The following is a 24,559-nucleotide window of genomic DNA, read 5'->3' as shown; positions in this document are numbered from 1 at the left end:
ATGTGCAATGGTCTCAGTATGGAACATCTGGCCATGCATACTACCTGCCAGTCATCCCGTTCACCGGTACCCGCGTGCGATCGCGCCGCCGGCACGCTCATATTGCTGCTGATCGGTATACTCGTAGGGCGCCATTCGCCTTATCGGCATCCGGGGACCATGCGACGCCAAGGCCACAGCCTGTCTTTGACCCACGAAACGGTCGTCGAACCGATCGTGGCTCCGTCGTGAGCGGCATTCGTCGGCCTTCAAGTGAACTGGCGATGCACGCCCTGATTCTGGGGCTGGCGTTGTGCATGCTCGTACTCGCCTGGTGGGTCACCGACGATGCCCACATGGTCCCGGGGGCCCTGCTCGGGCTCAGCGCGGTGATCATTGCAGGGCTGTCGCTAGCGCTGTGTCTGCGAGACCCGGCCAGGGCCGGGCCGGAGGTCAGCCGTGTGGTGAACTGGCTTCGCCAGATCGATGTGGCGGGCGAACGACCACCACCGGCACTGTCCACCCATGCCCGCGGTGATGCCGAGGTGGCCGCGGCGGTCGAAGACGTCGTCGACCAGATTCATCGCTACCGCGAAAAGCTGTTGGTACGCCATCAGCGGGTACAACGGCTGCTGCGCAGTGTCTCGGACGTGCTCTACCATACCGATCGCGACGGGCGGATCACCTGGGTCACCGATACCGTCACCGAAATGCTCGGCTATACCGCGGCCGCGCTTGAGGGCCGATCGCTGCGCGAGGTCCTGGCCAACCCCGAAGCCGACTACGAGCTGCTCACGCTCAGTCCGCAGTTGTCGCGCCACCCCACCCGCTGCTATCGCCAGGATGGCAGCATCGCCTGGCTGCTCATCTCCTCGCGCCGGATCGACGACAGCAATGGCCAGCCAATCGGCAGCGAAGCCGTGTGCCGCGACGGGACCCGCCTGATCGAGACACAGCAGGCGCTCAATCAGGCCAAGGAACGTGCGCAGGTCACGCTGTCTTCGATCGGCGATGGCGTGATCACGACCGACGCAATGGGCGAAGTCGACTATTTGAATCCTCGTGCCGAGCAGATGCTCGGGATCACATCGGCCGAAGCCGTCGGCCAAGCGTTCGATGCGGTGTGCCAGTTCGCCGATGTGGCCAGCCGGATCTCGGCGCATACGATGCTGCGCGACTGTCTGGCCGGCGGCGAAACCCGCCAGTGGAACGAGTCGCCCGGGGCCGACAGCCGCACGCTTCGTGACAGCGGTGATGCGGTCAAGCTGACGATCGCGCCCATTCGTGACGCACAGGAAGCCGTAATCGGCGCCGTGATCGTGCTCCACGATATCAGCCGACTGCAGCAGATCTCGCGGGAGATGCACTACCAGGCCAACCACGACATGCTCACCGGGCTGCCCAATCGGCGCGCCTTCGAAAAACTGCTGGTCGGTTTTCTCGAGGATTCGAGCACTCGCAGTATTGAGCATGCGCTGTGTTATCTCGATCTCGACCAGTTCAAGCTGGTCAACGACAGCTGCGGACACAACGCCGGCGACGAGATGCTGCGTCAGCTCACCGCACAGCTCGCCAGCAAACTCCGCGCGGCCGACACCATGGCCCGACTGGGCGGCGACGAATTCGGCGTGGTGATGCGCAATCTGTCTCTGGCCGATGCAAAGGCCAAGGCCGAAGTGCTGCGCGCCGAGATCGACCAGTTCCGCTTTCGCTGGGAGGACAAGCTGTTCCGCCTGAGTGCGAGTATCGGCGTGGCCGCGATCGACGGCAGCGCAGTCAGCGCCAGCGAGCTGCTGCGGCGTGCCGATACTGCCTGCTATCTGGCCAAGGAGACCGGCCGCAATCAGGTACATGTCTATCGCGGCGACAGTGACGAAACCCGTACCCGCCACGGCGACATGCAGCGCATGCAGCTCATCAGCGAAGCGCTGGACAACGATCTGTTCGTGCTGTTCGCCCAGATCATCGAGCCGGCCGATCCGAAAGGCCGACACGAGCGTATCGGCGTCGAACTGCTGCTGCGTATGCGCCGCGACAACGGCGAAATCGTCGCCCCACAGAATTTTCTGCTCACCGCCGAACGCTACAACGCAGCCTCACGAATCGATCGCTGGGTACTGCGCCACGCGCTGCGCCTGATCGCCGACGCCCGTAGCGAACACGCCGAGATCGAGCACTACAGCATCAACATCTCCGGGCAATCGATTACCGACGAGCATTTCGTCGACTATGCCCGCGAGTTGATCACCTCGCACGCGATCGACCCGCGCGTGCTGGTGTTCGAAATCACCGAGACGACCGCGGTGACCAACACCCAGCGCGCCGGCGAGCTCATGCGTACGCTGCGTGCACTGGGCTGTCGCTTCTCGCTGGACGATTTCGGCAGCGGGCTGAGCTCGTTCTCCTATCTCAAGCATTTGCCGTCCGATTTCATCAAGATCGACGGCAAGCTGGTACGCAACATCATCGACGAGCCGGTGGAATGCGCGATCGTGGAAGCCATCAACCGGGTCGGACAGGCGATGGGGCTGTCCACGGTCGCCGAACACGTCGAGTCCGCGGCCCTGCTCGAGGCCCTGCGTCGCATCGGCGTGGATTATGTCCAGGGCTATCACGTGGCCCGGCCGGTACCGTTCGAACAGATCACCGGCCTGCTGGCAGACCGTGAGCAGCACACGATCGCCGGCCGATCCTCGGCCTAGCCGAATCCGGGGACCCCGGCTCGGCGTAGACTGCAATCATCGCTTGTCTAACGCACCCATCCCATGCGCTTAACTTCATTGCTGATGGCCACGCTGGCCTGTCTTCTCACCGCCTGCAGCGTGATGCCGCCGCAGGATTTCCCGCGGGAAGAACAGGTCGATATCGATCGCTACATGGGTAAATGGTATGTCATTGCCCATATTCCGCCGGGCCCGACCAAGAACTCATACAACTCCATCGAGCGTTACCGGCAGACCGAGCCGGGTCGGATCGAAACCACCTTCACCTACCGCGAAGGCGGTTTCGACGGCGAGCAGAAGACAATGAAGCCCGTCGGAACGGTGATCGACGACACCGGGAATTCGGTCTGGGCGATGCGCTTCTACTGGGTATTGCGCATGCAATACGTCATCTCGTATGTGGACGATGACTACCAGACCACGATCGTGGCCCGCGACAAGCGCGACTATGTCTGGATCATGGCCCGTACACCGCAGATCGACGAGACCACCTACGAGACGCTGGTACAACGCGTCGGCGACCTCGGCTACGACACCAGCAAGCTGCGTCGTGTCCCGCAACAGCCGCTGGACGAACGCAGCGACGGCTGATGGCCGCGAGACGTCCTGACCACGGCCAGCAGCGCGAACGCCCGAAACGAGCCGCGGCGTGAGCCGCGCCGCCCATCGCGACCATCCATCGGACTCGGCCCGGCGCGAGTGGCACCGGCTCGCCCAGCTCTGGCCTTATCTGTGGCAGCATCGCTTGCGCGTGGGCATCGCCCTGGCTCTGCTCATCGGCGCCAAGGGCGCGACGGTTGCCTTGCCGGTCGTACTCAAGCATATCGTCGATACGCTCGACGCCGGCGAGAATGCGCATGTCTATCTGCCGGTCGCCCTGTTGCTGGCCTACGGCGCGCTGCGGCTCGCCTCGGTCCTGTTCGGCCAGCTGCGGGATCTGGTGTTCGGGCGCGTGAACGAACGCGCCATGCGCCAGATCGCGCTTAACGTGTTCGAGCATCTGCACGCACTGGATCTGGATTTCCACCTGTCGCGCCGTACCGGCGGGCTGTCGCGGGATATCGAACGCGGCATTGGTGGTATCAGCTTCATGCTGCGATTCATGCTGTTCAATATCGTGCCGACGTTTCTGGAGATCGCGCTGGTCGCCGGCATTCTGATGATCTATTACAGCGCCTGGTTTGCCGTGATCGTGCTGGTCAGCGTCGTGATCTATGTAACGGCGACTGCCCTGCTCACCGAATGGCGCACACAGCACGTACGCGAGTCCAATCGGCTCGACGCCTCCGCCAACACCCGCGCGGTCGATAGCCTGATCAACTACGAAACGGTCAAGTACTTCGGCAACGAACACTATGAAGCCCGCCGCTACGACCGTGAGCTGAGTGCGTGGGAGGCGGCGCTACGCCGGTCTCGCCGCTCGTTGGGCCTGCTGAATACGATCCAGGCGGTCGTGATCGCAGTGGCGATCACGGCCATGATGACGCTGGCCAGCCAGCGGGTCGTTGCCGGTGCCATGACGCTGGGCGACCTCGTGCTCGTCAATGCCTACATGATCCAGCTTTTCGTGCCGTTGAACTTCCTCGGCTTCGTCTATCGCGAACTCAAGAAGTCCATGGCCGACACGGCCCGCATGTTTGCCCTGCTCGATATCGAGGCCGCCATTGCCGACGAACCGGGGGCCCGCCCACTGGCCGGGCGGCGTCCGCGGATCGAGTTCGACCGGGTCGACTTCGGTTACCACGCAGACCGGCAGATACTCGAACAGGTGAGTTTCGTGATCTCGCCGGGCAAGAAAGTGGCCGTGGTCGGCGCCTCCGGCGCGGGCAAGTCGACCCTGGCTCGTCTGCTGTTCCGTTTCTATGACGTCAACGCCGGCCATATCCGGATCGACGATGTCGATATTCGCGAACTGACGCTCGACAGTCTGCGGAATGCCATCGGGGTAGTGCCCCAGGATACCGTGCTGTTCAACGACAGCATCGAATACAACATCGCCTACGGTGCGCCGGGCGCCGACCACGAAGCGGTGGCCCGTGCCGCGCGTCTGGCTCATCTCGACGGCCTGATCGGACGTCTGCCCGAGGGCCTGGCGACCGTGGTCGGCGAACGCGGGCTCAAGCTGTCGGGCGGGGAGAAACAACGGATCGCCATCGCGCGGGCGATTCTCAAGAATCCCGCGATCCTGATCTTCGATGAGGCGACGTCTTCGCTGGACAGCCACGCCGAGCAGGCGATCAATACCGCGCTGGCCGAACTCGCGGCCGATCACACGACCCTGGTCATCGCCCATCGCCTGTCCACGGTGGTCGATGCCGATGAGATTCTGGTCCTCAACGGAGGCCGCGTCGTCGAACGTGGTCGACATGCCGGCCTGCTCGCCGCGAACGGCCGTTATGCCGCGATGTGGCGCCTACAGCAACAAACCCGCGACGACCGGACATCAACGCCGGCGTCGGCGTAACACCACCAGGCTCACCAGCGCGATAGCGGCCAGCACCGCCACGGCCAGAGAAAAACCGATGCCGGCGGCCGCCAGCCCGGCCCAGCCGGCCACCAGCCCGATGCCGACCACCGGGATCGAAATCGCCACATAGGCGACCACGAAGAATGTCGAGGCCACCTCGGCTCGTCGTGTGGGTGGGCTGGCGGCTGCGATCGCGCCCAACCCGGCCCGAAAGGCAACGCCCTGGCCAACACCGGAGATCAGCGCGCCGATCACCAGCAGCGCGAGCGAGATCTGGGCAATCGCCAGCGCCACACACAGGATGCCCAGGATCAGAACCACGCAGCCGATCGGCAGCCGAAACCGTTCCGCCAGGCGCGCTTGGCCGAGCTGGCCGAGCGTGGACGCCAGGAAGAGCAGGAAGACCACCAGGCCGGTCAAGGCATGATTCGACAGATGCAGTATCTTGCCCATCACGGCCGGCGCTACCGCGGTGAACAGCCCCAGGACGGCAAAGCCCGCAAATCCGGCGATGGCCGCCGGTATGAACGCCGCTCGCACGTCGGGCGGCACGCTCAGCGGTTGCAGGCCGAGCCGAGCCCGGCTCGGCAGCTCTGCCGTCTCCGGCGCCCGCCAGACGACCACGGCCACCAAGGCCACCAGCACCAGGTCGAGGGCATAGCAGACCGTCAGAGGCGCCGGCAGATACTGCGACAGCACACCGGCCACCAGAGGCCCCATGCCCAGACCGCCCATGTTGGCGGCCGTGGCCACTAACGTGGCCACGCCGGCCCAGGCGGCCGGCGCGAGTTCGACTACGGCGACCGTTGCAGTACCGGTGAAGATTCCAGCGGAGATACCCGACAGCACACGCCCGAGCAACAACATGCCCAGGCCATCGGCCACCAGGAAGACGGCGGCACTGGCCGCCGAAAATGCCAGGCCGGCCAGCAGCATCGGCCGACGGCCGAGCTGATCGGACCAGCTGCCCGTGACGATCAGCGCTCCGATCACGCCCACGGCATAGGCCGCGAAGATGACTGTAACGATCAGCTCGGAAAAACCCATCTGCTGCTGATAGATCGGGTACAGCGGTGTGGGCAGGGTCGTGCCCATCATGTTCAGGGCAAAGGTCAGCGCCACGCCGATGAATACGGCTCGGTTGCGCGTGTCTGTGGTCATGCGACGGATCCTGCCGTATGGCGGCGGCACGCGCGGACCTTGCAGCCGGGCCGCATGCCGCCGGAATGGAAACTGGCGCGATGATGCAACAACCTAGCGTCCCGGTGAAAGCGCCCCTCCAAAAAAAAGGCCCGGCGATCTGCCGGGCCCGATATCGCCGTGGACACCCGGGGGCGCCCGGTGCGTATCAGCTTTCGCCGAACCATTCCTTGATTTCGTCCGGATGCGATTCGATGAACTTTTTGATCGCCTCGTCGTAGCTGGTCTGCTGGGCGTCGTACATTGCTGCCTGCAACTCGTCCAGCGGCAGATGCATGTTGGTCAGAAACTCCGCGACCTTGGGGTAGTCTGCCTCGAAGCCCTGACGCACGACCGCGTCGATATGCTCGGCGCCGCCCAGCGAGCCCTTCGGATCCTTCAGGAAACGCAGGTTCCAGCGCCCGAACATCCAGTGCGGCGTCCAGCCGGTCACCACGATCCAGTCCTGGTTGTCTTCGGCCCGCGCCAGGGCGGCCGTCATGGCCGCACCGCTGGCCGAGACCAGCCGGTAATCGTCGTCGAGCCCGTAGGCATCCATGGCCTTTTCCGAGGCCTGCATCAGCCCGGCGCCGGGGTCGATGCCCTGGACCTTGCCGCCCAGCTTGTCGACCACCTCGGCCTTTTTCATGTCCTCGATCGAGGACAGCTGGTCCTCGGGGATGTAGTCCGGCACGACCCAGCCCAGCTGCGCGCCCTCGTAAAGCGGGCCGAGGTCGACCACGTCGTCCTTGAAGCGCTTCCAGTAATCGGCATGGGTCTTGGGCAGCCAGGCCATGAGCATGCCGTCCAGATCGCCGTTGGCCACCCCTTGGTACTGAACGCCGATGGCAGCCATGGTGAGCTTGACGTTGTAGTCGGTGTGTTCTTCGATCAGGGTCTTGGCGAGCTTGGTGACGAACTCTGCGTCCGACCAGGCGGTCCAGCCGAATTCGATCGTGTCGTCGGCGGCCTGGGCCGAACCCATGCTGCCCATCACCAGACCCGCGGCCATCGCCGCGATGCCGAATACCCGTTTGATTCGATGTGTCATCAGTGGTCTCCCTTCGTATGAACTCGTGTAGGCGGACGACGCCGGGCCGCGCTCAGGAATGTCGCTCACCCGTGCGGTCGCGCGTGAACCATCGCTTGAGCCGGGTCAGCGCGCTTTCGCGTCCGCGCCCCGGCAGGGCAAAGCTCTGGGTGAGCCGATCCAGAATGATCGCCAGGATCACGACCCCGAGCCCGCCTTCGAAGCCGGTGCCCAGACGCAGCTGCTGGATGCCCGCCAATACCGGATCGCCCAGGCCGCCGGCGCCGATCATCGAGGCGATCACGACCATGGACAATGCCAGCATGATGGTCTGGTTGATGCCGGCCATGATCGACGGCAAGGCCAGAGGCAGCTCGACCTTGAACAACAGCTGGAGCGCATTACAGCCGAACGCGCGACCGGCTTCGACGTTTTCGGTGGGCACCTGGCGGATGCCCAGATTGACCAGCCGCACCGCGGGCGGCATGGAGAAGATCACGGTGGCGATCGTACCCGGCACCCGGCCGGTGCCGAAGAAGATGACCGCCGGGATGAGATAGACGAACGCCGGCAGTGTCTGCATGAAATCGAGCACGGGCCGGACCACCGCCTGGAGGATATTGCTCTTGGCCATGATCACTCCGATCGGCAACCCGATGCCCAGTGCGGCGAGCGTGGCGGCGACCACCAGCCCGAGCGTGTCCATCGACTCCGACCACAAGTCCATGCCCTGGACCACGAACAGCCCGACCAGCACGAAACCGGCGAACAGCCAGCCGACCCGCCACAGCGCAACGATCGCCAGAATGCCGAAGACCAGCGTCGGCGGCAGCCAGTTGAAGAACTCGGTGAGGTTGTCGGCCACGAAGCTGATGGTGGCCGACACCGCGTCGAAGAACACGCCGAAGTGGTCCTTCATGTATTCGACCACCGCGCTGAAACCTTCCCCGATATGCAGATCGATCATGTACGACTCCGGACCGGATCAATGCCAGCGCAACCGCGGGCCAAGCTCACGACTGCACCTGTTCGCTGCGGTTGAGTGTATGCAACAGGGTCGCGCGTGAGATGGCCCCGCAATAGCGGCCCTCGGCGTCCACCACGGGCAGCGGCCAGGGGCTTTCTGCGACATGTGCCATCAGATCGGTCAGTGCCGTATCCGCGGTGATCGGGCTGACCTCGGCCAGTAGCGCATCCTCGATACGCCCCTCCTCGCCGGGGCTCAGACGCTTCATGGCCGCCGCCAGGGAGTCCGCGCTGACCATGCCCTGATAGCGCCGCGCGCGGTCGTGGACCACGGCGGCCGAGCGGTCGTGTTCTTCAAGCCGCGACAACGCGGCATGCAGGCTCACGCCCACCCGTTCGATGACCGTGACCTGATCGCGCCGTGCGATGTCGCCGGCGCTGAACACGTGACTGACATCCACATCGCGGAAGAACGAGCGGACATACTCATTGGCCGGTGAGCGCACGATTTCCTCGGGCGTGCCCACCTGGATCACCCGACCGCCCTGCATGATGGCGATGCGATCACCCACCCGCATGGCCTCGTCAAGGTCGTGGGTGATGAACACCACGGTGCGCGCCTGCTCGGACTGCAATCGCAGCAGCTCGTCCTGCATCTCTGTACGAATCAACGGGTCGAGCGCCGAAAATGCCTCGTCCATCAACAGAATGCCTGGATTGACCGCCAGTGCACGCGCTAAGCCCACGCGTTGCTTCATGCCGCCGGACAACTCGTCCGGATAACTGTCGGCATTGGCCTTGAGCCCGACCGCGTCCAGCGCCGCCAGAGCCCGCTCGCGACGTTCGGCACGGGTCGTACCCGCCACCTCGAGCCCGAACGCGGCGTTGTCGAGCACGCTCTGGTGCGGCATGAGCGCGAACGACTGGAACACCATGCTGATCTCGCGGCGGCGCAACGCGATCAGCTGGCTGCGACTCATGCGCGTGATGTCCTGACCGTCGATATGCACCGTGCCCGCACTCGGATCGATCAGCCGGTTGAGCATGCGCACCAGCGTGGACTTACCCGACCCGGACAGCCCCATCACCACGAAGATCTCGCCTTCGCGCACCTCGAAGCTGGCATCCGAAACACCGACGGTCATGCCGGTATCGGCGAATATCTGGTCCTTGGTCTGGCCGGCACGCACGCGCTCGATGGCCGCCTGCGGCCGCGGTCCGAATACCTTGAACAGGTTTTCTATGGATAGTTTCGTGCTCAACCGCGTCCCCCCGACGCCCGTTGCCCGGATGCCAACCCTAACGCAAAGATCGGACCACTGTCGCCCGCCGCCGACGTTCCTGCCCCGGCACGCGGCTAACCTTCGGCCAGCTGCCGCACCCAGAACACCAGCTGTTTGGCGGTTTCCTCCGGCTGGTCGATATCCTGCCATCGGTAGGTGGTCGTGATGTCCGGCCGTCGCGTGTAGCCGCGCCGGCGCCAGAATGCGTCCAGCGGCTGGTAACCGGCCGGGCGGAGCGCGTGATCGGACGGCCGCTGGACAGAACAGAAGCAGGCGTGATCGAAGTCGCCGGCAGCTCGTGCCCAAGCCTCGCGCTCATCGAAAAAGACATGCCCCAGGCCGCGCCCGCGATAGCCGGGCAACAGCAGCGATTCCCCGAAATAGAACAGCCGATCGATAGCAAACCCGGCCTGCGCCAAAGGAACTCGAAAAGCCGGCTCCTCGTCGGCCATCGGCAAGGCAGTGGTCGCACCGACCAGTACGTCGTCGTCGTAGACCAGAAACGCCAACGACGCCGGTGCATCGACATAGGTCGCCAGATACTCCCGCTCGTAGGCCTGATCGCCGTTGTAAAGATAGGGAAAATCCCGAAACACCGAGATCCGCAGATCCGCGAGAGCCGGCACGTGTGCGGCGATCTCGTCGCCCCGGCACCGCCGTGTCGTCAGTTCGCTCATGGGTGGCCGTCCGACTTGGTCCGAACGGTCAGTCTGACAGCCGGACGTCCACGCGCCAACGACATAGCGCTTACAAAATGCTAACAACCGGCATTTTTATTCCTGCTAGTTTCCGACGGCGTTCCCATGCGGTCATCTTTGTATGGTTGATATCCACCGCCGCCATCACCGGCCTATCTACAGCACCGGCAAGCGGATTCGACGGAGCATGCTGCGCGCGCTCGGGCTATGGTCGCGCGAGCACTACGATGTCGAGATCGTGCTGGAGAACGATCAGCCTCGCTACAAGAAGATCACGTTCAAAAGCGAAGGTCACGCGCACCGCGTGGCCTCGAACCTGCGCCATTACGGGCGTACACGCCATCTGCCCGCGCTCCACGACCAGCGGGCCAACGTGCTCTGGGTGGACTATGTCCACGGGCGGCCGTGCGCGACGGTCGACGATCGCATGATGCCCGAGATCGCACGCTGTTTCGGCCGCTTCGCCGGGCGTGGCTCGCGTATGCGGCCGCTGGCGAGCACACCGTATTGGCAGACCCATCTCGCCCACCTGGCCGAGCTGCGAACCCACGGCGTGATCGACGCCCGGTTGCACGACGAGCTGCTGACTCGGTCGCACCATGCTCGGCCCGACTTCATCCGAGTCGGGTTCGATTATCGTGATCCGATCGGCCCGAATCTGCTCCATCGAGACGGCTGCGGGAGCATCTGCGCAATCGACGTCAAGAATCTGCATCAGGACACGCTGGTCGGCGAAGGGCTCGCAAAGGCCAGCGATCGATGGCTGCATGCCGATCGCCGCGCCTACGTGTTCGACCACCTGCGCGCGCTCGGTCTGGCAGATATCGAGTCGAGCTTTGCCTTCATCACGCTCTACGAGCGCACGTCACGCGTGATGCGCAAAGCCGAGCGGGACCTGAAACTCCATCGCCGCGTTCGTCGGCGCGGTTTCAAGCGCCAGCGGCTCACCGGGCTGCTCGACACGCTCTAGCGCCGGCGCAATCGATCATGCATGTATTTCCGATCACCACCTATCCCTGGCGCGCACTGGCCGCGGCCAGTGCGCTGACCATTGGCCTGCCGCTGCTCATCGCCGCCGCGGCGCTGATAGGCTCCGCTGCCCTGCCCGACTGGCTGTTCATTCTGGCACTGGCCACGGCGCTCGCCTGGCTGCTGGCGGTGAACTTCGCACTCGTGGTGCTCGCGTTGTATGTCGCCACCCGCAACGAGATCACCATTCGCGGCGGCACCATGCACCTGAAGGGCGGCGAGTTTCATGAGCGAGTGCCACTGGAGGCCGTCGTCGACGCACGGGTCGTCGACGTCGCCGACCGTCCCGATCTGGCCCGTGCCCGGCGGCGCAACGGGATTGCGCTGCCCGGCTTTCGCGTGGGCTGGTTCGAAACCGCCGACGGGCGCAAGCTGTTCGTCTTGCGCGCGGCGGGCGCGCGCTTGCTGCACGTGACCACCGATATCCGATTCGACGTGTTGCTCGGTGTGGATGAGCCCGAGGCATTGGGTCAGCGTCTGTTGTCCAACCGCTGCGAAGATCGGGACTAGACCACCCGGCTCAGCCGGCCATCAGCCGGTAGGCCGAGACCGCCGGCTTGTAGACCAGATACCGGTAAGCGCCATTGGCAAAGAAACGGGCGTTGAACTGGCGCGGCCGGTCGGCCGCGGACACGGCGACCTGCGTACGCCCGGCGAGTCGCTGCTGGCGCGGATAAAGCTCGCGCTGAACATACTCGAACACCGCGCTATCGGCCTCGTTGGCCGCTGCCACCTCGGCCATCGCCTGCGGATCGGCGAGCACCGCATCTCGAATACGATGATCGGATGCGGCATTGACTCGCCGCTGCAGCGGCGTGAACCGCGGCAAATTCAACAGCGGTTGCATCATGGCCAGCGACTCGTCGAATCGCTCCATTAGGCCCACGAACGCGATCCTTTCGTCGAGCTCGCGTATCGCCCGAGCGGCGTCGTCGCAGCCGGCCAGGCTACGGGTCTGGACGTTGCGGAACACCGGCCGCTGGATCCACTCGGCGAACGAATCCGGTGCGCAGCGCCCCTGGTGGACCGAATACTGGTATTCGGAAATACAGCGCTTGATGGGATCACGCATGAAGGTGTAATAGCGCAGCGCCGGCTCTGCCGTCTGCAGGTCCGAATGACTGCGAATACTGTGTCCGGCGATGCTGACCAGCCCCGGATGAATGCGGCGCAGCCGGCGCAGATCCTCTGCACCGAAGCATTCGTCTTGCGGCTGCCATCGCTTGACGTCGCAGTGTGCGACGCCGAACGCACAGCGCATGATGTGCTTGAGGCTCTTGCCCGCAGTCTTCTTGATATGGATCAGCGCGATCATGACGACGCCGTCTAAAAACCGGCCCTCAGTCTAAACGGCGGCGCGTTAACCCCGTATCAAGCCGATCGCCGACTCTTAAGGCCGGCGAGACCCGCGGGCGTCCGGTGCCCGCCACCATGACCGGGCGCGGATGTACATGACCGGTCTCACAGGCTTCCGATTCGGGCACGGCCGCTGCGATATCGCCGCAGACGCTCAGAGACCCTCGCCGGATTCGGATTGCTCGCGTTTGAGCCGCCGCCCCTGAAACCACGGCGCGGCCAGGCTCGCGCAGGTTGCCAGTATCAGAACGATACAGATCGGATTGGTCCAGAAAACCGATAGATCGGTTCCGTGCAACTGGAAAAAACGGATCAATTCTGAATCCGCGGTCTTGCCCAGCATGAGGCCGATCACTACGGCGACGACCGGATAACCCTCGCGCTTCATCAGCCAGCCGAGAATGCCGCAGGCCACCAGCAATCCGGCGTCAAAGCCGGCGTTGCGCACGGAGAACGCACCGATATAGCACATGGTCAAAACGATCGGCACGAGAACCGAGTAAGGGATATAGATCACGCGCAGGAACAGCGCGGCAACGCCGAAACCCACAACGATCAGCAGAATCTGTTCCAACATCTCGGCAGCGAGCAGGCCGTAGATCACATCGCCATGCTCATAAATCAGACGTGGACCAGGCACGATGCCCTGCAACGTCAATGCGCCGATCAGTATGGCCGTGGCCGCCCCGCCCGGAATGCCCAGGGCCAGCATCGTCGCCATAGCCCCGCCCTCTGAGGCATTGTTCGCCGCCTCGGCGGCGATCACGCCGTCCGGTTCGCCCTGACCGAACTTCTCCGGCGTGCGGCTGCTCCGACGCGCCGTTTCATAGGAAATAAGGCTGCCCACCGTCGCGCCAACGCCGGGTATCGCGCCGATGAATATGCCGATGACCGACGAACGGACCAGCGTGAACAGGCGCCGTGGCGCCATCAACAAACCCTTGAATATCCGGCCAAAATTGAGCCGCCCGGCCTTGGGCAGACTTTCATCCGGCAATTCCAGCTTGTAGAGCAGCTCGGACAAGGCCAGGAACCCGATCAGCGCGGGAATGATCGGCATGCCGTCGATCAGATACATCGACCCGAAGGTAAACCGCATCGAGCCCGACGCCGTGAAACCGATCGTGCCAAGCATCAGACCGAACAGCCCGGCGACAAGCCCTTTCATGAAACTGCCCGCCGATAGCGACGCGATCGAGGTCAACGCGAAAATGACCAGCAGGAACGTCTCGGCCGGGCCGAACTGCAGTGCGAAGCTGGCCAACGGCTGGATGATGATGCATAGAAAGATCATGCCCAGAAAGCCGCCGAGCGCAGAAGCGCCCAGCGAAATACCAAGTGCTTCGTTGGCCTGTCCATTCATGGCCATCGGATAGCCATCGAGCGTGGTCGCGACCGCCGACGGCGAGCCCGGCGCGTTGATCAGGATGGCCGTGATCGCGCCACCGAACACGCCGCCGGTATAGATAGAAGTCAGAAACACCAGCGAACTCAGCGCATCCATGCCGTAGGTGACTGGCAGCATGAGGGCGATGCCGATACCGGCATTCAAACCCGGGATGGCACCGAACACCACGCCGAGAAACAACCCGATCAGCATATAGGCCACGATCCAGACATCGGCCAGCGGTGTGACCGCCGCGATCAGCGTATCCATGGCTCAGCCCCCGAACCAGATAGAATTCAAAGGCACACCGAGCATCGAAAAACCGAAATACAGCGCGATGGGCAATCCGATCGCCGTGGGCACGACGACCGCTACTCGTCGAACACCCAGTGCCGGAATGGCGATAGCCAAAAAGGCCGCCGTCGCGAGCATGAAATCCCAGGCCGCGCCGAACAGCAGGACCGCAGAACAGACCAGCAGCATCACCGGCCGTTTGAGCCGGGCGGCGGTAAGCGCTGGCCCGACCGGTACACGCTTGCGCATGATCGATACGATCAATACCAGCGACAACACAGCCAGCAGCAGCGTAACCGGCATAGCAAAGCGCATATCCGATGCCGGAACGCTGCGATTGCTCCAGCCGTAGACGATGGCGAAGACCAGCATCAGCACCGGTACCACCAGCGCACTCGCCGTTCTCTCTTTGTGCATGCCGTTCACTCCCGTGCAATACGAACCAACGGAGCGCGCGTGAGACACGCGCCCCGTTATGCCGCTACTCGCCGAAGGAGGACTTGTAAGAACGCATCAGCTCGTCCATGTCGCGCACGATCTTCGTGCTCTGCTCAGGTCCGCGATACGAGGTTTCCTCGGCCGAACCCTGTTTTTCGAGCAACGCCTGGTAGTCCGGGTTGGCGAGCACGGCCTGATAGGCGCTGAGCAGCTTTTCGTAGCGCTCGGGATAGGCTTTTTTCGTGCCCGCCTTGACCGCAAGGAAACGCACGTCGCCGATCTCCGGCACTTTTACGTCGTACTGGGCCAGCACATCGTTCAAATACGGCGCGTCGGAAAACGCCGAGATGCCGTTCGAGGTCGACAACGCCAGCGAGCGCACCTTCGGCTTCATGGCCGCATCGGATACCGCGCCATTGGTGGAACTGTCGATCTGGCCGCCGAGCAATGCCGTACGAACCGGCGCGCCGCTGTCGTAGGTGACCAGACGATCGTCCCAGCCCAGCTTGTCTCTGAGCAGCAGCGCCAGCAGATGCGAGGCCCCGCCGCGTACCGTCCCCATCGATACGCTGCCCGGATTGGCTTTGATCGCATCATTGAGATCGGCAAACGTCTGATAGGGCGAATCCGCTGGGACCGTAATCGAAATATTGCCCACGTTGTGTACGTTGAGCACCTCAAGATCGTCGACGCTGTAGCTCGCCCCTTGCAACACGATCGACGCGCTGAAATATGGCTGGGCGTTCAACAGCAGCGTGTTCGCATCTGCCGGCCGAGCAAGAAACTGCATGGTTCCGATCTGGCTGGATGCGCCGGGCCGATTCTGTATGACGATCGAGGTATCCAGTTCTTTTTCCAGATACGGGGCCAGATTGCGTGCCACGCGGTCGGCGCTTCCGCCGGCTGCATACGGCACGATGATCGTGATCTTGCGCCCCGGCCAGTCCGCGGCCTGCCCGGCGGTGGCGCCAATCACCAGAACCGCCGCCGCTATCGTCGATAGCAGCCTGTTCGTGAACTTCTTCATTGGTCTAGTCCTCCTTTTTGTGATCCTTGATCGCCAGGCCGCGCGAACGGTCAGGCCGGTGTTCCAAATCCATAGAGGGCGGCCGGGGTATGAACCGCGATGGTTTCGATCAGGCGCGGATCGCCGGCGCACCAGTCGTGCAGGGTTGCCGCAATCGTCTCCGGCGCCGGCGCCTCGGCGCCTTCGGTGACATGCGGCCAGTCGCTGCCCCAGACGAGCCGGTTCGCAATGGCCTCGACCCAGGCACGCGCAACAGCACGCGCATCGTCGAAACCGGCCGCGCCCGGTCGCCGATTCAGATACGGGCCGGACAGCTTGACCCAGGCATGCCCATCGTTTGCCAGCCCGCGAACCAGATCGAACGCGGGATGGGTAAGACAACCCCGGCCCGAGGGCAGGCGCGCCATATGATCGATCACGAGATCGCAGGGAAGACGCGCAAGCTCGGCCCGATGGGCCACGAGTTGGTCGGCCGACATATGCAGCTGCAGATGCCAGCCCAGCGGCGCGATGCGCTCGGCCACGGGCATCAGATCGACCGCGTCGACCACGGCGTTCGTCGGATTCCATAGCGAAAACCGCACCCCGCGCACGCCGGCTTTGTGTAAACGCACCAACTCGTCGTCCCCGATACGGCGGTCGACGACCGCGACGCCACGCGCCCGCGGCGAAAAACGCGCCAGCGCATCGACCAGGCACCGGTTGTCGGTGCCGTAGTTCTTTGCCTGTACGATCACCACCCGGTCGGTGCCGAGTACCGGCTGAACCGCCTCATAATCGGACGCCGTCATGCCCGTCGGCACACCCTGGCCATCGACCGTGGCAAAAGCCGGATCCAGCACGTGAACATGGCTGTCGCAGGCGTTGTTCATCAATCGTCGCCTGCTTTGGCGATCGTGGCCTGCGCACGCCTGATCATCGGCCGATCCACGAATTCGCCGTCCAGAACGAAGGCACCAAGCCCCTGATCCGCGGCTCGCGTGGCGGCTTCCAGCACCCGGCGCGCCCGGGTTATGGCCTCTTTGGAGGGCGTAAACGCCGCGTTCAGGGGCGCAACGACCTTCGGATGGATACAACTGGCGCCGTCGAAGCCGAACCGCGCGGCCTGTCGCGCTGCCTGTACGATCGTCTCGGGGTCGTTGTAATCCGCAATGGACTGCAGCAGCCCCAGAGACTGTTTCCCCTCGGCCTTCGCCGCATAGTGAACGAGCAATTTCGGCAGCCGCACGACATCCATATCCGGACATGCGCCGGTGTCGGTCGCGAAATCCTCGGCCCCCAGGCACAGGGCCGAGACTGCCGGATGTGCGGCGATCGCACGTGCGTCGAGCAGGCCGGCGGCATCTTCCACGATCGCAAGCAAATCCAGACCGCTGTGCCAGGCCGCGCCCGCGCCGGCCAGAAAGGCGTCGATCGAAGCCGCGCCGCGCGCCTTCGGCACCATGACGCCCTGAACGCCGGCCGCCAGGGCCGCCCGCGTATCGGCGATCATTCGCTCGCCGGTATTCACGCGCACATAGACCCGCGCGCCTCGACGACCCACGGCAGGCACCGCCGCGGCGAGCGCGCGCCGGGCCAGATCCTTCGATGGCTCGGCAACCGCATCCTCGAGATCCAGAATGATCGCGTCGGCGCCGCGCTGATGGGCTTTGGCAACGAAGCGCTCGGCGTGAGCCGGCACGTACAGCAGCGAACGCAATCTCATTCGGACCGCCTCTTAACCGAATACACGGTGCCGTCGGTCAACAGGGCGTTGTATTCGTTCTCGGAATAACCAGCTTCGGCGAGAATCTCGGCGGAATGCTCGCCCAGGCGCGGCGCGGGCCGGCGCAATGAGCCTGGAGTGCGCGACAGGCGCGGCAGGGGCGAATGCGTTGTCGCCTGACCCAGATCCTCGTCGGGGATATCGACGAATATTTCGCGCTCGATGAAATGCGCGTCGTCGACGATATCGTCGACGCCGTAGACCGGCGCTGCCGTAATCCCTTTGCGAGCGAACACGTCCATGACCTGATCACGCGTTCGCTCACCAATCCAGCCGCCTACGATCGCGTCGACTTCCTCGCGGCGTGCAACCCGTGCCTCATTGGTCGCATAGCGCGGGTCGTCGTTCATGTCGGCACGGCCGATCGCTTCGAAAAGACGCTCGGCCGTGCGCTGAATCGAGGCCGATATGGCGATATAGCACCCATCGGCGCTCTGATAGACATTGCGCGGGCTCGAGGTGTTCGACCCGTTGCCCACCCTTGGCTTGGGCCTGCCCGTCAGTGCGTAATCCAACGGCTCCGGCCCGAGCACCGACACCATCGATTCGAGCAGCGAAACGTCGATGATCTGTCCGTGGCCGTCGGTATCGCGAGCGCGCAGCGCCATCATCACCGCGTTTGCGCCGTAGAGCCCGGAAATCATGTCGGCGAGCGCCAACGGCGGCAGCAAGGGATCTCCATCGGGCTCACCGTTGCGATGGGCAAAGCCCGACATCGCTTCGACCAGCGTTCCGAAACCCGGACGCGGGCTGTAGGGTCCGGTCTGGCCAAAGCCGGAGATACGCAGCATGACCAGGTGCGGGAAGTCGTGCTCGAGGACGTCCGGCCCAAGCCCCATCTTTTCCAGCGTGCCCGGACGAAAGCTTTCAATCATGACATCCGCACGGCTCATCAAGCGCTTGATCAGCGCCAGCGCACCATCGGTACGGAAATCTACCGCCAGCGAGCGCTTGTTGCGTCCGTAGGTCTTCCAGAAGGTCGCTTGCCCGCCCTGCTTCCAGGCCCGTAAGGGATCACCCTTGGCCCGCGGCTCGATCTTGACGACATCGGCGCCGAAATCCGCGAGTTGCAGCGAGGTCATGTTCCCGGCCACCAGCCGTGACAGGTCCAGTACCCGCACCCCGTCGAGCGGGCCACGTGCCTGTGGCGAAAACGACTTCTTGTGCCAGTGCTGGGCGACGCTCATGAGCGGGGTTCCTTGCTTGCAATGGATGGCGACGCCGAGGCCGCGGCCATGGCCTGGCTGACGGCGCTGGCCGCTTCGCGTACGACGCGTTCGACACGGCCGATATCTTCAGCGAGGCGATCGGCGGGTCCGGCCACGTTGAGCGCGGCGACGATGCGCCCTTGACCATCGGTAATGGGCGCCGCAACGCCGGCCGCACCTTCGACCACGCCGCGCGGATTGCTCTGTATGCCGGCTTCGCGCGCCGTGTGAATACGCTTGATGAGAGCCTTCGTCGGTTCGTCCAGCCGGCCCGCCTGGGCTTCTTGCGCTGCATAGGCGGCGATGTCGTCGTCGCTCAGCCCGCCCAGCAATATCAAGCCGGAAGACACGCGATGCGGACGGCGCTCGATGGTGATATCCCGGTCGTAGCGGATCTCTCGCGCCGGCAGCAGCTTCAGCAAATAGCGCACGTTCAGATCGTCTTCGAGAACCGCGATGAAGCCGCTCTCACCCAAAGTGTCGACAGCCGCCTGGAGCGGCGCCTGTGCCTGGCGTTTGAGCACCCCCCAGCGACGGCGTTCAGCGCTCGCCTCGCCCGGCAGGCGCAGCAGCACGTAGCGGCCATCGGTCCCACGCCGGGCATAGCCCTGTTCCGTCAACAGTCGAAACAGCGACAGCGCACTGCTTTTGGGCAGATCGAGTTGACGGACCGCGTCCATGAACGCGACCGATGACGGCTGCTCGGCCATCCACTCGATCAAGGACAGAATGCGTTCCGCGCCGCGACCGCTCAAGCTAGCCCTCCCGGATGTTCAGTATATTGAACTTTGTTCTATATTGAGAACCGCCTTTGTAGCCTCTGATGCCGGTTGCGTCAACCGACCAATGGACCGGAAGAGGAGATCGCTCTTGGTTGAGCCGGACGACGCCACCGCTCACGGATCGACCGACCACCACGTTGGCGCTATCCCGCGCGCAGACGATGGAGCACGGGGCGGTTGTCCGATCGCGCACAATCTTCCTCGACGAGGCGGCTGCGGTAAGTCGACTGGCCTCGAGGGTGTGGCAGCGGGTCGCGCCGATCGACGGCCTGCCAAGGACTATCGATACGATCGCGGCGGCTCGACTGCTTGCGAACGCGTCACGAGCAGGCGAGCGGCCAGATGCTAGATGTGGGAGGCGCCGGTGATACGGCGGCGTCGAGATGTCGGGATCTCGAGCGATCCTGTCGAGGGATTCGAATCAGGAGAAGATGGTGGCCGGAGGTGGAATCGAACCACCGACACTGCGATTTTCAGTCGCATGCTCTACCAACTGAGCTATCCGGCCGGATCGTGGAACCGATCTCGAAGAACGCGTATTAGACCGATCCGGACGTTGCGAGTCAACCGCCCGGACGCGAATCACGCTAGCTTTTCGGCGGCACGTAGTGTGTTTCCGCGGTCTCGCCGCTGCCGAAGAAATATTCCTCGGTCTGCTCGGCCAGGAACTCCCGCGCCTTCGGATCGGCCAGGTGCAGCTGATATTCGTTGATCAGGCGGGTCTGTTCGACCAGCCACTGCTGCCAGGCCTGCATCGAGACGTTGTCGTAGATACGCTGGCCCAGCGTGCCGGGCAGCGGCGGGCGCGGCAGCCCTTCGGCGTGCTTGTCGAGCTTGACGCAGTGGACGGTGTGACTCATAGCGCGAATGCGTGTTGGTGTGTGTCGAGCACGCGCGCCATCGGTGCGGGCAGACCCGGCAGCCGGTCGCGTGCGTACCATTGCAGCGAACTATCCATGATACGGGCTGAACCGATCACCTGCACCTTCTGTGGATGAATCAGCAATTCGAAATGGGTGAAGGCATGAGCGATGGGCGACAGGCGGGCGCCGGGCTCGATCTCGATGCCGAGGCGATGGCGACAGAATGCGACGATCGACAGATCGGCTTCCTGCTCGGGCAGGCTCCACAGCCCACCCCAGATACCGCTGGGCGGGCGTTTTTCCAGCAGGATACGGCCTTGATCGTCGCTCGCCACGATCACCGTTACTTCGCGCTGCGGCCGTGCCTTGCGTTTGCGCGGGGCGGGGATTCGGGGCTGCAGATCGTAACGGGCGGCCAGACAATCTTTATGCAACGGACAGCGCGTGCATTGTGGCCGGGCACGCGTACACACGGTTGCACCCAGGTCCATGATCGCCTGGGTGTAGTCGGTGATGCGCCGGTTTGGGGTATAGCGCTCGGCCAGCCGCCAGAGCGGCTTTTCGAAGGCGGCCGTACCCGGTGTTTCGGTGACAGCCGCCAGCCGCGCGATCACGCGTTTGGCGTTGCCGTCCAGGATCGGCGCCCAGATGCCAAAAGCCTGCGCGACGATTGCGCCGGCGGTACTCCGGCCGATGCCCGGCAGCCGCATCAGTTGCTCGACGCTGGTCGGAAAGCGGCCTCCGTGCTCGGCGACCACACGCTTGGCCGCCGCATGCAGATTACGCGCTCGAGCGTAGTAGCCCAGCCCCGCCCAATGTGCCATCACCGCATCGTTGTCTGCCGCGGCCAGCGTCTGTATATCCGGAAACCGCGTCATGAACGCGTTGAAGTAGTCGACGACCGTGACGACCTGGGTCTGCTGGAGCATGATTTCTGCAACCCAGACACGATACGCGCTACGGGGATGCTGCCAGGGCAGATCGTGCCGACCGTGGTCATCGAACCAGCGCAGCAAGGGCCCGGCGATATGCGCCGGCGGCGTGTCGCGCTCGCAAGCGCTCAATTCGGGGCCTGCCCGGGCCGATGGGCGTCCATGTCGGCGGCCAGGCGCTCGATAGCGCGTCCGGTGATTTCGGCCTGGCGGCGGAGCTCACGCGCGACCAGGTAGCCGCCGACCAGTGGCGGCACCCAGAACGCCGGCTGGATATCGGCCTCGAACGCGAGCCGGGTATGCCCCTCGCCGGCCGGCAGGAAACGCCAGTGCGCGCTGCCCTGCTTCAGATCCCCGGAGCCGGGCACCACCTGCATGTCGATAGCCGTAGGTGGCTGTTCGGTCACGGTCAGAGTCTGGCGCACCGTCTTGCAGAACCATGCCGCGCACAGACGCATATCCGAGCGCAGGCGATCGTCGCCCAATCGGCGGCTGGATAGAATCGACGGATTGTACTCAGGCAGCCGCTCGTAATCCGTGGCCGCCGCGAATGCCGACGGCTCGGCCACTTTGAGCACCATCGCAGCCCGTACGGTGAACCGATCGCCGTTGCGCTCAACGTCCATGCGCTCGATCTGCATCGCACGGGCCAGCGGGCTGGCCATCGATCCGCCGAGTATCGCGAGCGCCGACATCGAAGCTGCCAGGGTGACGGACCGAGCGCGACTAGCGAGCGGGTTGCTGCGCATCGTCGTCGGCCTTGTCGCCGTTGCCGAACAGCCCTCGAATGCCTTGCTTGATCTTGTCGGCGACCTCCGGTTCGACCTTGTCGGCGCGCGCATCGATCTTCTGGCGCACCTTGTCGGCCAGTTTGGCTTTCTCGTCGGCCAATCGCTGATCCGCGAGCCCCTTGAGCGCGCTGCCGATATCCAGCGAATAGCTGGGTGCCAGCAGGTTGCCAGTCAGATGGATCGGCACACTCACACCGGCCAGATCAGCCAGTTTGCCGCTAGCCTCGTCGGCCACCGTGGTCTTGACCGTGTAGTCCAGCGCGTTCGATGCCAGGTCGTACTGACCGGCGCCGGAGGCCCGTGCGAATGGCGTCACCAGCGTCAGGTCGTCGCCTGAGACCACGCCGCGGTCGATATCGAACGATCCATTCATGCGGCCGAAGGGCGTCTTCTGTTCCGAGCCGATACCGCTGCCGCTCTCGGCGGCCTGGCTGCCGGAAAAGCGGGCCCGGGCGCCGGCCAGCATCTGGCGCAGATCGAAGCCGTTGAATGATCCGTCCCTGAGATCGAAACCGAAATCCCCGGACAAGCCGCGCTTCATGGCCGCGACCTGGCGGCCGGCGGTGCGCACGTCCACGTTCATGCTGGCCAGCGCCGAGATCTTGTCGGTATCGGCCATATCCTCGAGCAGCGGCTGGAATTGCAGCCCGTTCAGGTTGCCGGCCAGCGTATAGCCCGGCGTGTCGCCGGATGCATCGACCGTCGCAGCCATGCGTAGATTGCCCTGATACAGATCGGCGGTCAGCGGATCGATCGTCAGCACGCCATCGCGCGCCTTGACGGTGAGCTTGGCATCGGTGACCCGAATATTGGCGGCGGTCAGCGCAGCGACCGCGAGCTTGCCGTCGAGGCGAAGGTCATCGAGCGCCGACAGATCGATCTCGGCGTCTTTCTGCTGGTCTCCGCCGCCGGTTTCCGGCGGCGTGTCGGTCCGGGCCTGCTCGGCACTGCCCGGCGGCAGATAGTCGTCGACGTTGAGCTGGTCCAGGCCGAGATCGAAGCCGATGCTGGGCTGAGCGAAATCCGCGATGCCGGCTGACCCCTTGAGGGAGCTGCCATCCAGTGTCGCCAGTATCTGCTTGAACTCGATCTTCGAGGGCGTGCCATTGAACTGGGCATCGAACCCTGCCGAGGACAGGGCCGAGGCTTTCTGGGTAGCCGGTGCAGCGATATCCAGTTCACGCATCACCGCGCGCGGATCGAAGGTCTTGACGGTGACGCGTCCACTATAAGAAGGATCGGCGTTGAGCCCGACGCTGTCGAGATTGCCTGTGATGTTCAGGCCGGCCCCCTGCAGACTCACGCCTGCCAGCTTGAGCCGTCCGTCGGCCAGATCCAGCTCGCCGCTGCCCGACAACGTGGCCTGTTGCCGCCCGGCAGGCACGCCCTCGCCGGTGGCCAGCAGATTGAGACTGAGCCCCGAGAAACGATAGAACTGCTCGGCGACATCGGGCTCGATACGGGTGACCAGGTTGAATGCGGCGTCGACCTTGTGTGCCGGTGCTTTTATATCGCCGGAAAACTCCAGCCGCACAGGCTGGCCGTCGGACAATCGCCCGGTTTCCAGGTTGAAGCCGTCGATCCGGTAGTCGCTGTCGGCTTGTTCATCGCGCCATGAGACCGCCGCGTCGTGTACTTCGATGGCGCCGATCTGCAGCGACGATAGCCGGAAACCCTGTTCGCCGCCGGCCGGCGCCGGTTCGGCAGTCTCGTCTTCCGACGAATTCGGCGGCTCCGGATCGCTCGGATCGCTGTTCTGGTCGGCCGACAGATGCTCGGTGATATCCGTCCAGTTGTCCCGGCCGGCCGCGTTGCGAGCCAGCCGCAGCCGCAGTCCATCGAGACTGACAGTGCCCACCTCGATCTGGCGGGTGATCAGCGGCAACAGCTTGACGCTGATCGCCGCGCCAGCCATTTCGGCCATCGGCTGTTCACCGAAGCCCGGTGCGTTGGCCACGGTGACCCGTCCCAGTTCGACACCCAGCCAGGGGAACACAGACAGCTCGATATCGCCCTGGATATCCACCGAACGGCCAATCTGGCGCTCGATAGCCGCATGGATCTCGCTTTTGTAGTCGTTGGGATCGAACCACAGGGCCAGCGCACCCAGGCCCAGCACCGCGACCACCAAGAGCGCGATCACCACGCCGATAAGAATTTTGACGAAACGTTTCATGAAGGCCACGCCGTGAACAGATGATGACCGGTCGGCCGGACGCCTGCCGGCAGCACGGTGGACGCCACCTTGGCGCGCCACTGCCACGACGCGCAAGTCGTGCATCGCACGTCGGCGACAGCCGCGTTATTCTACCTCGCCTGATCCGTGCCGGCCGCTGGCTGGCCACGTTCACGCCAACTCGGG

General features: G+C 64.2%; 22 protein-coding genes and 1 tRNA gene. 5 read left to right on the top strand and 18 right to left on the bottom strand.

What is annotated here, in order from left to right; translation table 11 throughout:
- Positions 1-227: 227 nt before the first annotated feature.
- From T31B1_RS05135 to T31B1_RS05125, 3 genes are all read left to right on the top strand, one after another.
- Entirely contained in the window at positions 228-2,681 is a 2,454-nt protein-coding gene (locus T31B1_RS05135; protein ID WP_353248370.1) for an EAL domain-containing protein, read from the top strand.
- Between the two features lie 63 nt (positions 2,682-2,744).
- Positions 2,745-3,293 (top strand): lipocalin family protein, encoded by a 549-nt coding sequence (locus T31B1_RS05130; protein WP_353248369.1) that lies wholly within the window; start codon positions 2,745-2,747, stop codon positions 3,291-3,293.
- Positions 3,294-3,351: 58 nt separating this feature from the next.
- Positions 3,352-5,166, top strand: a complete 1,815-nt coding sequence (locus T31B1_RS05125; RefSeq protein WP_502950914.1) for an ABCB family ABC transporter ATP-binding protein/permease — start codon at positions 3,352-3,354, stop codon at positions 5,164-5,166.
- On the opposite strand, the gene T31B1_RS05120 is transcribed toward T31B1_RS05125, so the two are convergent.
- The 5 genes from T31B1_RS05120 to T31B1_RS05100 form a co-directional block, all read right to left on the bottom strand.
- On the bottom strand, positions 5,146-6,330 hold the full coding sequence (locus tag T31B1_RS05120; RefSeq protein WP_353248368.1) for an MFS transporter: 1,185 nt from the start codon (positions 6,328-6,330) through the stop codon (positions 5,146-5,148). The two genes, T31B1_RS05125 and T31B1_RS05120, sit on opposite strands and share 21 nt — an antisense overlap.
- Positions 6,331-6,517: 187 nt before the next feature.
- Entirely contained in the window at positions 6,518-7,399 is an 882-nt protein-coding gene (locus tag T31B1_RS05115) for a glycine betaine ABC transporter substrate-binding protein (protein WP_353248367.1), read from the bottom strand.
- A gap of 52 nt (positions 7,400-7,451) precedes the next feature.
- A complete protein-coding gene (locus tag T31B1_RS05110) occupies positions 7,452-8,342 on the bottom strand; it encodes an ABC transporter permease (protein ID WP_502950931.1) in 891 nt (296 codons plus the stop codon).
- A 49-nt stretch (positions 8,343-8,391) separates the two neighbouring features.
- Positions 8,392-9,606: a glycine betaine/L-proline ABC transporter ATP-binding protein ProV gene (gene proV / locus T31B1_RS05105; protein WP_353248365.1), complete on the bottom strand. Its 1,215-nt coding sequence runs from the start codon at positions 9,604-9,606 to the stop codon at positions 8,392-8,394.
- 95 nt (positions 9,607-9,701) lie between these two features.
- The gene (locus T31B1_RS05100; RefSeq protein ID WP_353248364.1) at positions 9,702-10,304 is read right to left on the bottom strand and encodes a GNAT family N-acetyltransferase; all 603 of its coding nucleotides are present in this window, start codon (positions 10,302-10,304) and stop codon (positions 9,702-9,704) included.
- A gap of 208 nt (positions 10,305-10,512) precedes the next feature.
- On the opposite strand from T31B1_RS05100, the gene T31B1_RS05095 reads away from it, so the two are divergent.
- Positions 10,513-11,295 (top strand): hypothetical protein, encoded by a 783-nt coding sequence (locus tag T31B1_RS05095; protein ID WP_353248363.1) that lies wholly within the window; start codon positions 10,513-10,515, stop codon positions 11,293-11,295.
- A 17-nt stretch (positions 11,296-11,312) separates the two neighbouring features.
- On the top strand, positions 11,313-11,864 hold the full coding sequence (locus T31B1_RS05090; protein ID WP_353248362.1) for a hypothetical protein: 552 nt from the start codon (positions 11,313-11,315) through the stop codon (positions 11,862-11,864).
- A 10-nt stretch (positions 11,865-11,874) separates the two neighbouring features.
- Here T31B1_RS05090 and T31B1_RS05085 read toward each other — a convergent pair whose 3' ends face one another.
- The 13 genes from T31B1_RS05085 to T31B1_RS05025 form a co-directional block, all read right to left on the bottom strand.
- Positions 11,875-12,669 (bottom strand): sulfotransferase family 2 domain-containing protein, encoded by a 795-nt coding sequence (locus T31B1_RS05085; protein WP_353248361.1) that lies wholly within the window; start codon positions 12,667-12,669, stop codon positions 11,875-11,877.
- A gap of 195 nt (positions 12,670-12,864) precedes the next feature.
- A complete protein-coding gene (locus T31B1_RS05080) occupies positions 12,865-14,367 on the bottom strand; it encodes a tripartite tricarboxylate transporter permease (protein ID WP_353248360.1) in 1,503 nt (500 codons plus the stop codon).
- Positions 14,368-14,370: 3 nt separating this feature from the next.
- Positions 14,371-14,808, bottom strand: a complete 438-nt coding sequence (locus T31B1_RS05075) for a hypothetical protein (RefSeq protein WP_353248359.1) — start codon at positions 14,806-14,808, stop codon at positions 14,371-14,373.
- A gap of 64 nt (positions 14,809-14,872) precedes the next feature.
- Positions 14,873-15,856: a Bug family tripartite tricarboxylate transporter substrate binding protein gene (locus T31B1_RS05070; protein ID WP_353248358.1), complete on the bottom strand. Its 984-nt coding sequence runs from the start codon at positions 15,854-15,856 to the stop codon at positions 14,873-14,875.
- A gap of 50 nt (positions 15,857-15,906) precedes the next feature.
- The gene (locus T31B1_RS05065) at positions 15,907-16,728 is read right to left on the bottom strand and encodes an amidohydrolase family protein (protein ID WP_353248357.1); all 822 of its coding nucleotides are present in this window, start codon (positions 16,726-16,728) and stop codon (positions 15,907-15,909) included.
- On the bottom strand, positions 16,728-17,561 hold the full coding sequence (locus tag T31B1_RS05060; RefSeq protein WP_353248356.1) for an HpcH/HpaI aldolase/citrate lyase family protein: 834 nt from the start codon (positions 17,559-17,561) through the stop codon (positions 16,728-16,730). The genes T31B1_RS05065 and T31B1_RS05060 overlap by 1 nt, the downstream gene beginning before the upstream one ends.
- Positions 17,558-18,808, bottom strand: coding sequence for a CaiB/BaiF CoA transferase family protein (locus tag T31B1_RS05055; protein WP_353248355.1), 1,251 nt, complete (start codon positions 18,806-18,808; stop codon positions 17,558-17,560). The genes T31B1_RS05060 and T31B1_RS05055 overlap by 4 nt, the downstream gene beginning before the upstream one ends.
- Complete coding sequence (locus T31B1_RS05050; RefSeq protein ID WP_353248354.1) at positions 18,805-19,584, bottom strand: IclR family transcriptional regulator; 780 nt, start codon at positions 19,582-19,584, stop codon at positions 18,805-18,807. Before T31B1_RS05050 ends, T31B1_RS05055 begins: the two co-directional genes overlap by 4 nt.
- A gap of 459 nt (positions 19,585-20,043) precedes the next feature.
- Positions 20,044-20,119, bottom strand: a tRNA-Phe gene (locus T31B1_RS05045).
- Positions 20,120-20,198: 79 nt separating this feature from the next.
- Positions 20,199-20,471 carry an oxidative damage protection protein gene (locus T31B1_RS05040; RefSeq protein WP_353248353.1) on the bottom strand — a complete coding sequence of 91 codons (273 nt, stop codon included), beginning with the start codon at positions 20,469-20,471 and terminating at the stop codon, positions 20,199-20,201.
- A complete protein-coding gene (gene mutY / locus T31B1_RS05035) occupies positions 20,468-21,538 on the bottom strand; it encodes an A/G-specific adenine glycosylase (RefSeq protein ID WP_353248352.1) in 1,071 nt (356 codons plus the stop codon). The genes T31B1_RS05040 and mutY overlap by 4 nt, the downstream gene beginning before the upstream one ends.
- Positions 21,535-22,101 (bottom strand): SRPBCC family protein, encoded by a 567-nt coding sequence (locus T31B1_RS05030; RefSeq protein ID WP_353248351.1) that lies wholly within the window; start codon positions 22,099-22,101, stop codon positions 21,535-21,537. The genes mutY and T31B1_RS05030 overlap by 4 nt, the downstream gene beginning before the upstream one ends.
- 31 nt (positions 22,102-22,132) lie before the next feature.
- Entirely contained in the window at positions 22,133-24,373 is a 2,241-nt protein-coding gene (locus T31B1_RS05025) for an AsmA family protein (RefSeq protein WP_353248350.1), read from the bottom strand.
- Between the last annotated feature and the right edge of the window lie 186 nt (positions 24,374-24,559).

Origin of the sequence: Salinisphaera sp. T31B1 (genome assembly GCF_040361275.1) — a bacterium.
Taxonomy (GTDB): Bacteria; Pseudomonadota; Gammaproteobacteria; order Nevskiales; family Salinisphaeraceae; genus Salinisphaera.
This window is presented reverse-complemented; position numbering and strand designations above follow the sequence as displayed.

Coding starts and splice junctions, on each gene's coding strand:
- T31B1_RS05130 (WP_353248369.1), top strand. CDS start 2,745: ATGCGCTTAACTTCATTGCTGATGGCCACGCTGGCCTGTCTTCTCACC.
- T31B1_RS05120 (WP_353248368.1), bottom strand. CDS start 6,330: ATGACCACAGACACGCGCAACCGAGCCGTATTCATCGGCGTGGCGCTG.
- T31B1_RS05115 (WP_353248367.1), bottom strand. CDS start 7,399: ATGACACATCGAATCAAACGGGTATTCGGCATCGCGGCGATGGCCGCG.
- T31B1_RS05100 (WP_353248364.1), bottom strand. CDS start 10,304: ATGAGCGAACTGACGACACGGCGGTGCCGGGGCGACGAGATCGCCGCA.
- T31B1_RS05095 (WP_353248363.1), top strand. CDS start 10,513: ATGCTGCGCGCGCTCGGGCTATGGTCGCGCGAGCACTACGATGTCGAG.
- T31B1_RS05090 (WP_353248362.1), top strand. CDS start 11,313: ATGCATGTATTTCCGATCACCACCTATCCCTGGCGCGCACTGGCCGCG.
- T31B1_RS05085 (WP_353248361.1), bottom strand. CDS start 12,669: ATGATCGCGCTGATCCATATCAAGAAGACTGCGGGCAAGAGCCTCAAG.
- T31B1_RS05080 (WP_353248360.1), bottom strand. CDS start 14,367: ATGGATACGCTGATCGCGGCGGTCACACCGCTGGCCGATGTCTGGATC.
- T31B1_RS05075 (WP_353248359.1), bottom strand. CDS start 14,808: ATGCACAAAGAGAGAACGGCGAGTGCGCTGGTGGTACCGGTGCTGATG.
- T31B1_RS05070 (WP_353248358.1), bottom strand. CDS start 15,856: ATGAAGAAGTTCACGAACAGGCTGCTATCGACGATAGCGGCGGCGGTT.
- T31B1_RS05065 (WP_353248357.1), bottom strand. CDS start 16,728: ATGAACAACGCCTGCGACAGCCATGTTCACGTGCTGGATCCGGCTTTT.
- T31B1_RS05060 (WP_353248356.1), bottom strand. CDS start 17,561: ATGAGATTGCGTTCGCTGCTGTACGTGCCGGCTCACGCCGAGCGCTTC.
- T31B1_RS05055 (WP_353248355.1), bottom strand. CDS start 18,808: ATGAGCGTCGCCCAGCACTGGCACAAGAAGTCGTTTTCGCCACAGGCA.
- T31B1_RS05040 (WP_353248353.1), bottom strand. CDS start 20,471: ATGAGTCACACCGTCCACTGCGTCAAGCTCGACAAGCACGCCGAAGGG.
- T31B1_RS05030 (WP_353248351.1), bottom strand. CDS start 22,101: ATGTCGGCGCTCGCGATACTCGGCGGATCGATGGCCAGCCCGCTGGCC.
- T31B1_RS05025 (WP_353248350.1), bottom strand. CDS start 24,373: ATGAAACGTTTCGTCAAAATTCTTATCGGCGTGGTGATCGCGCTCTTG.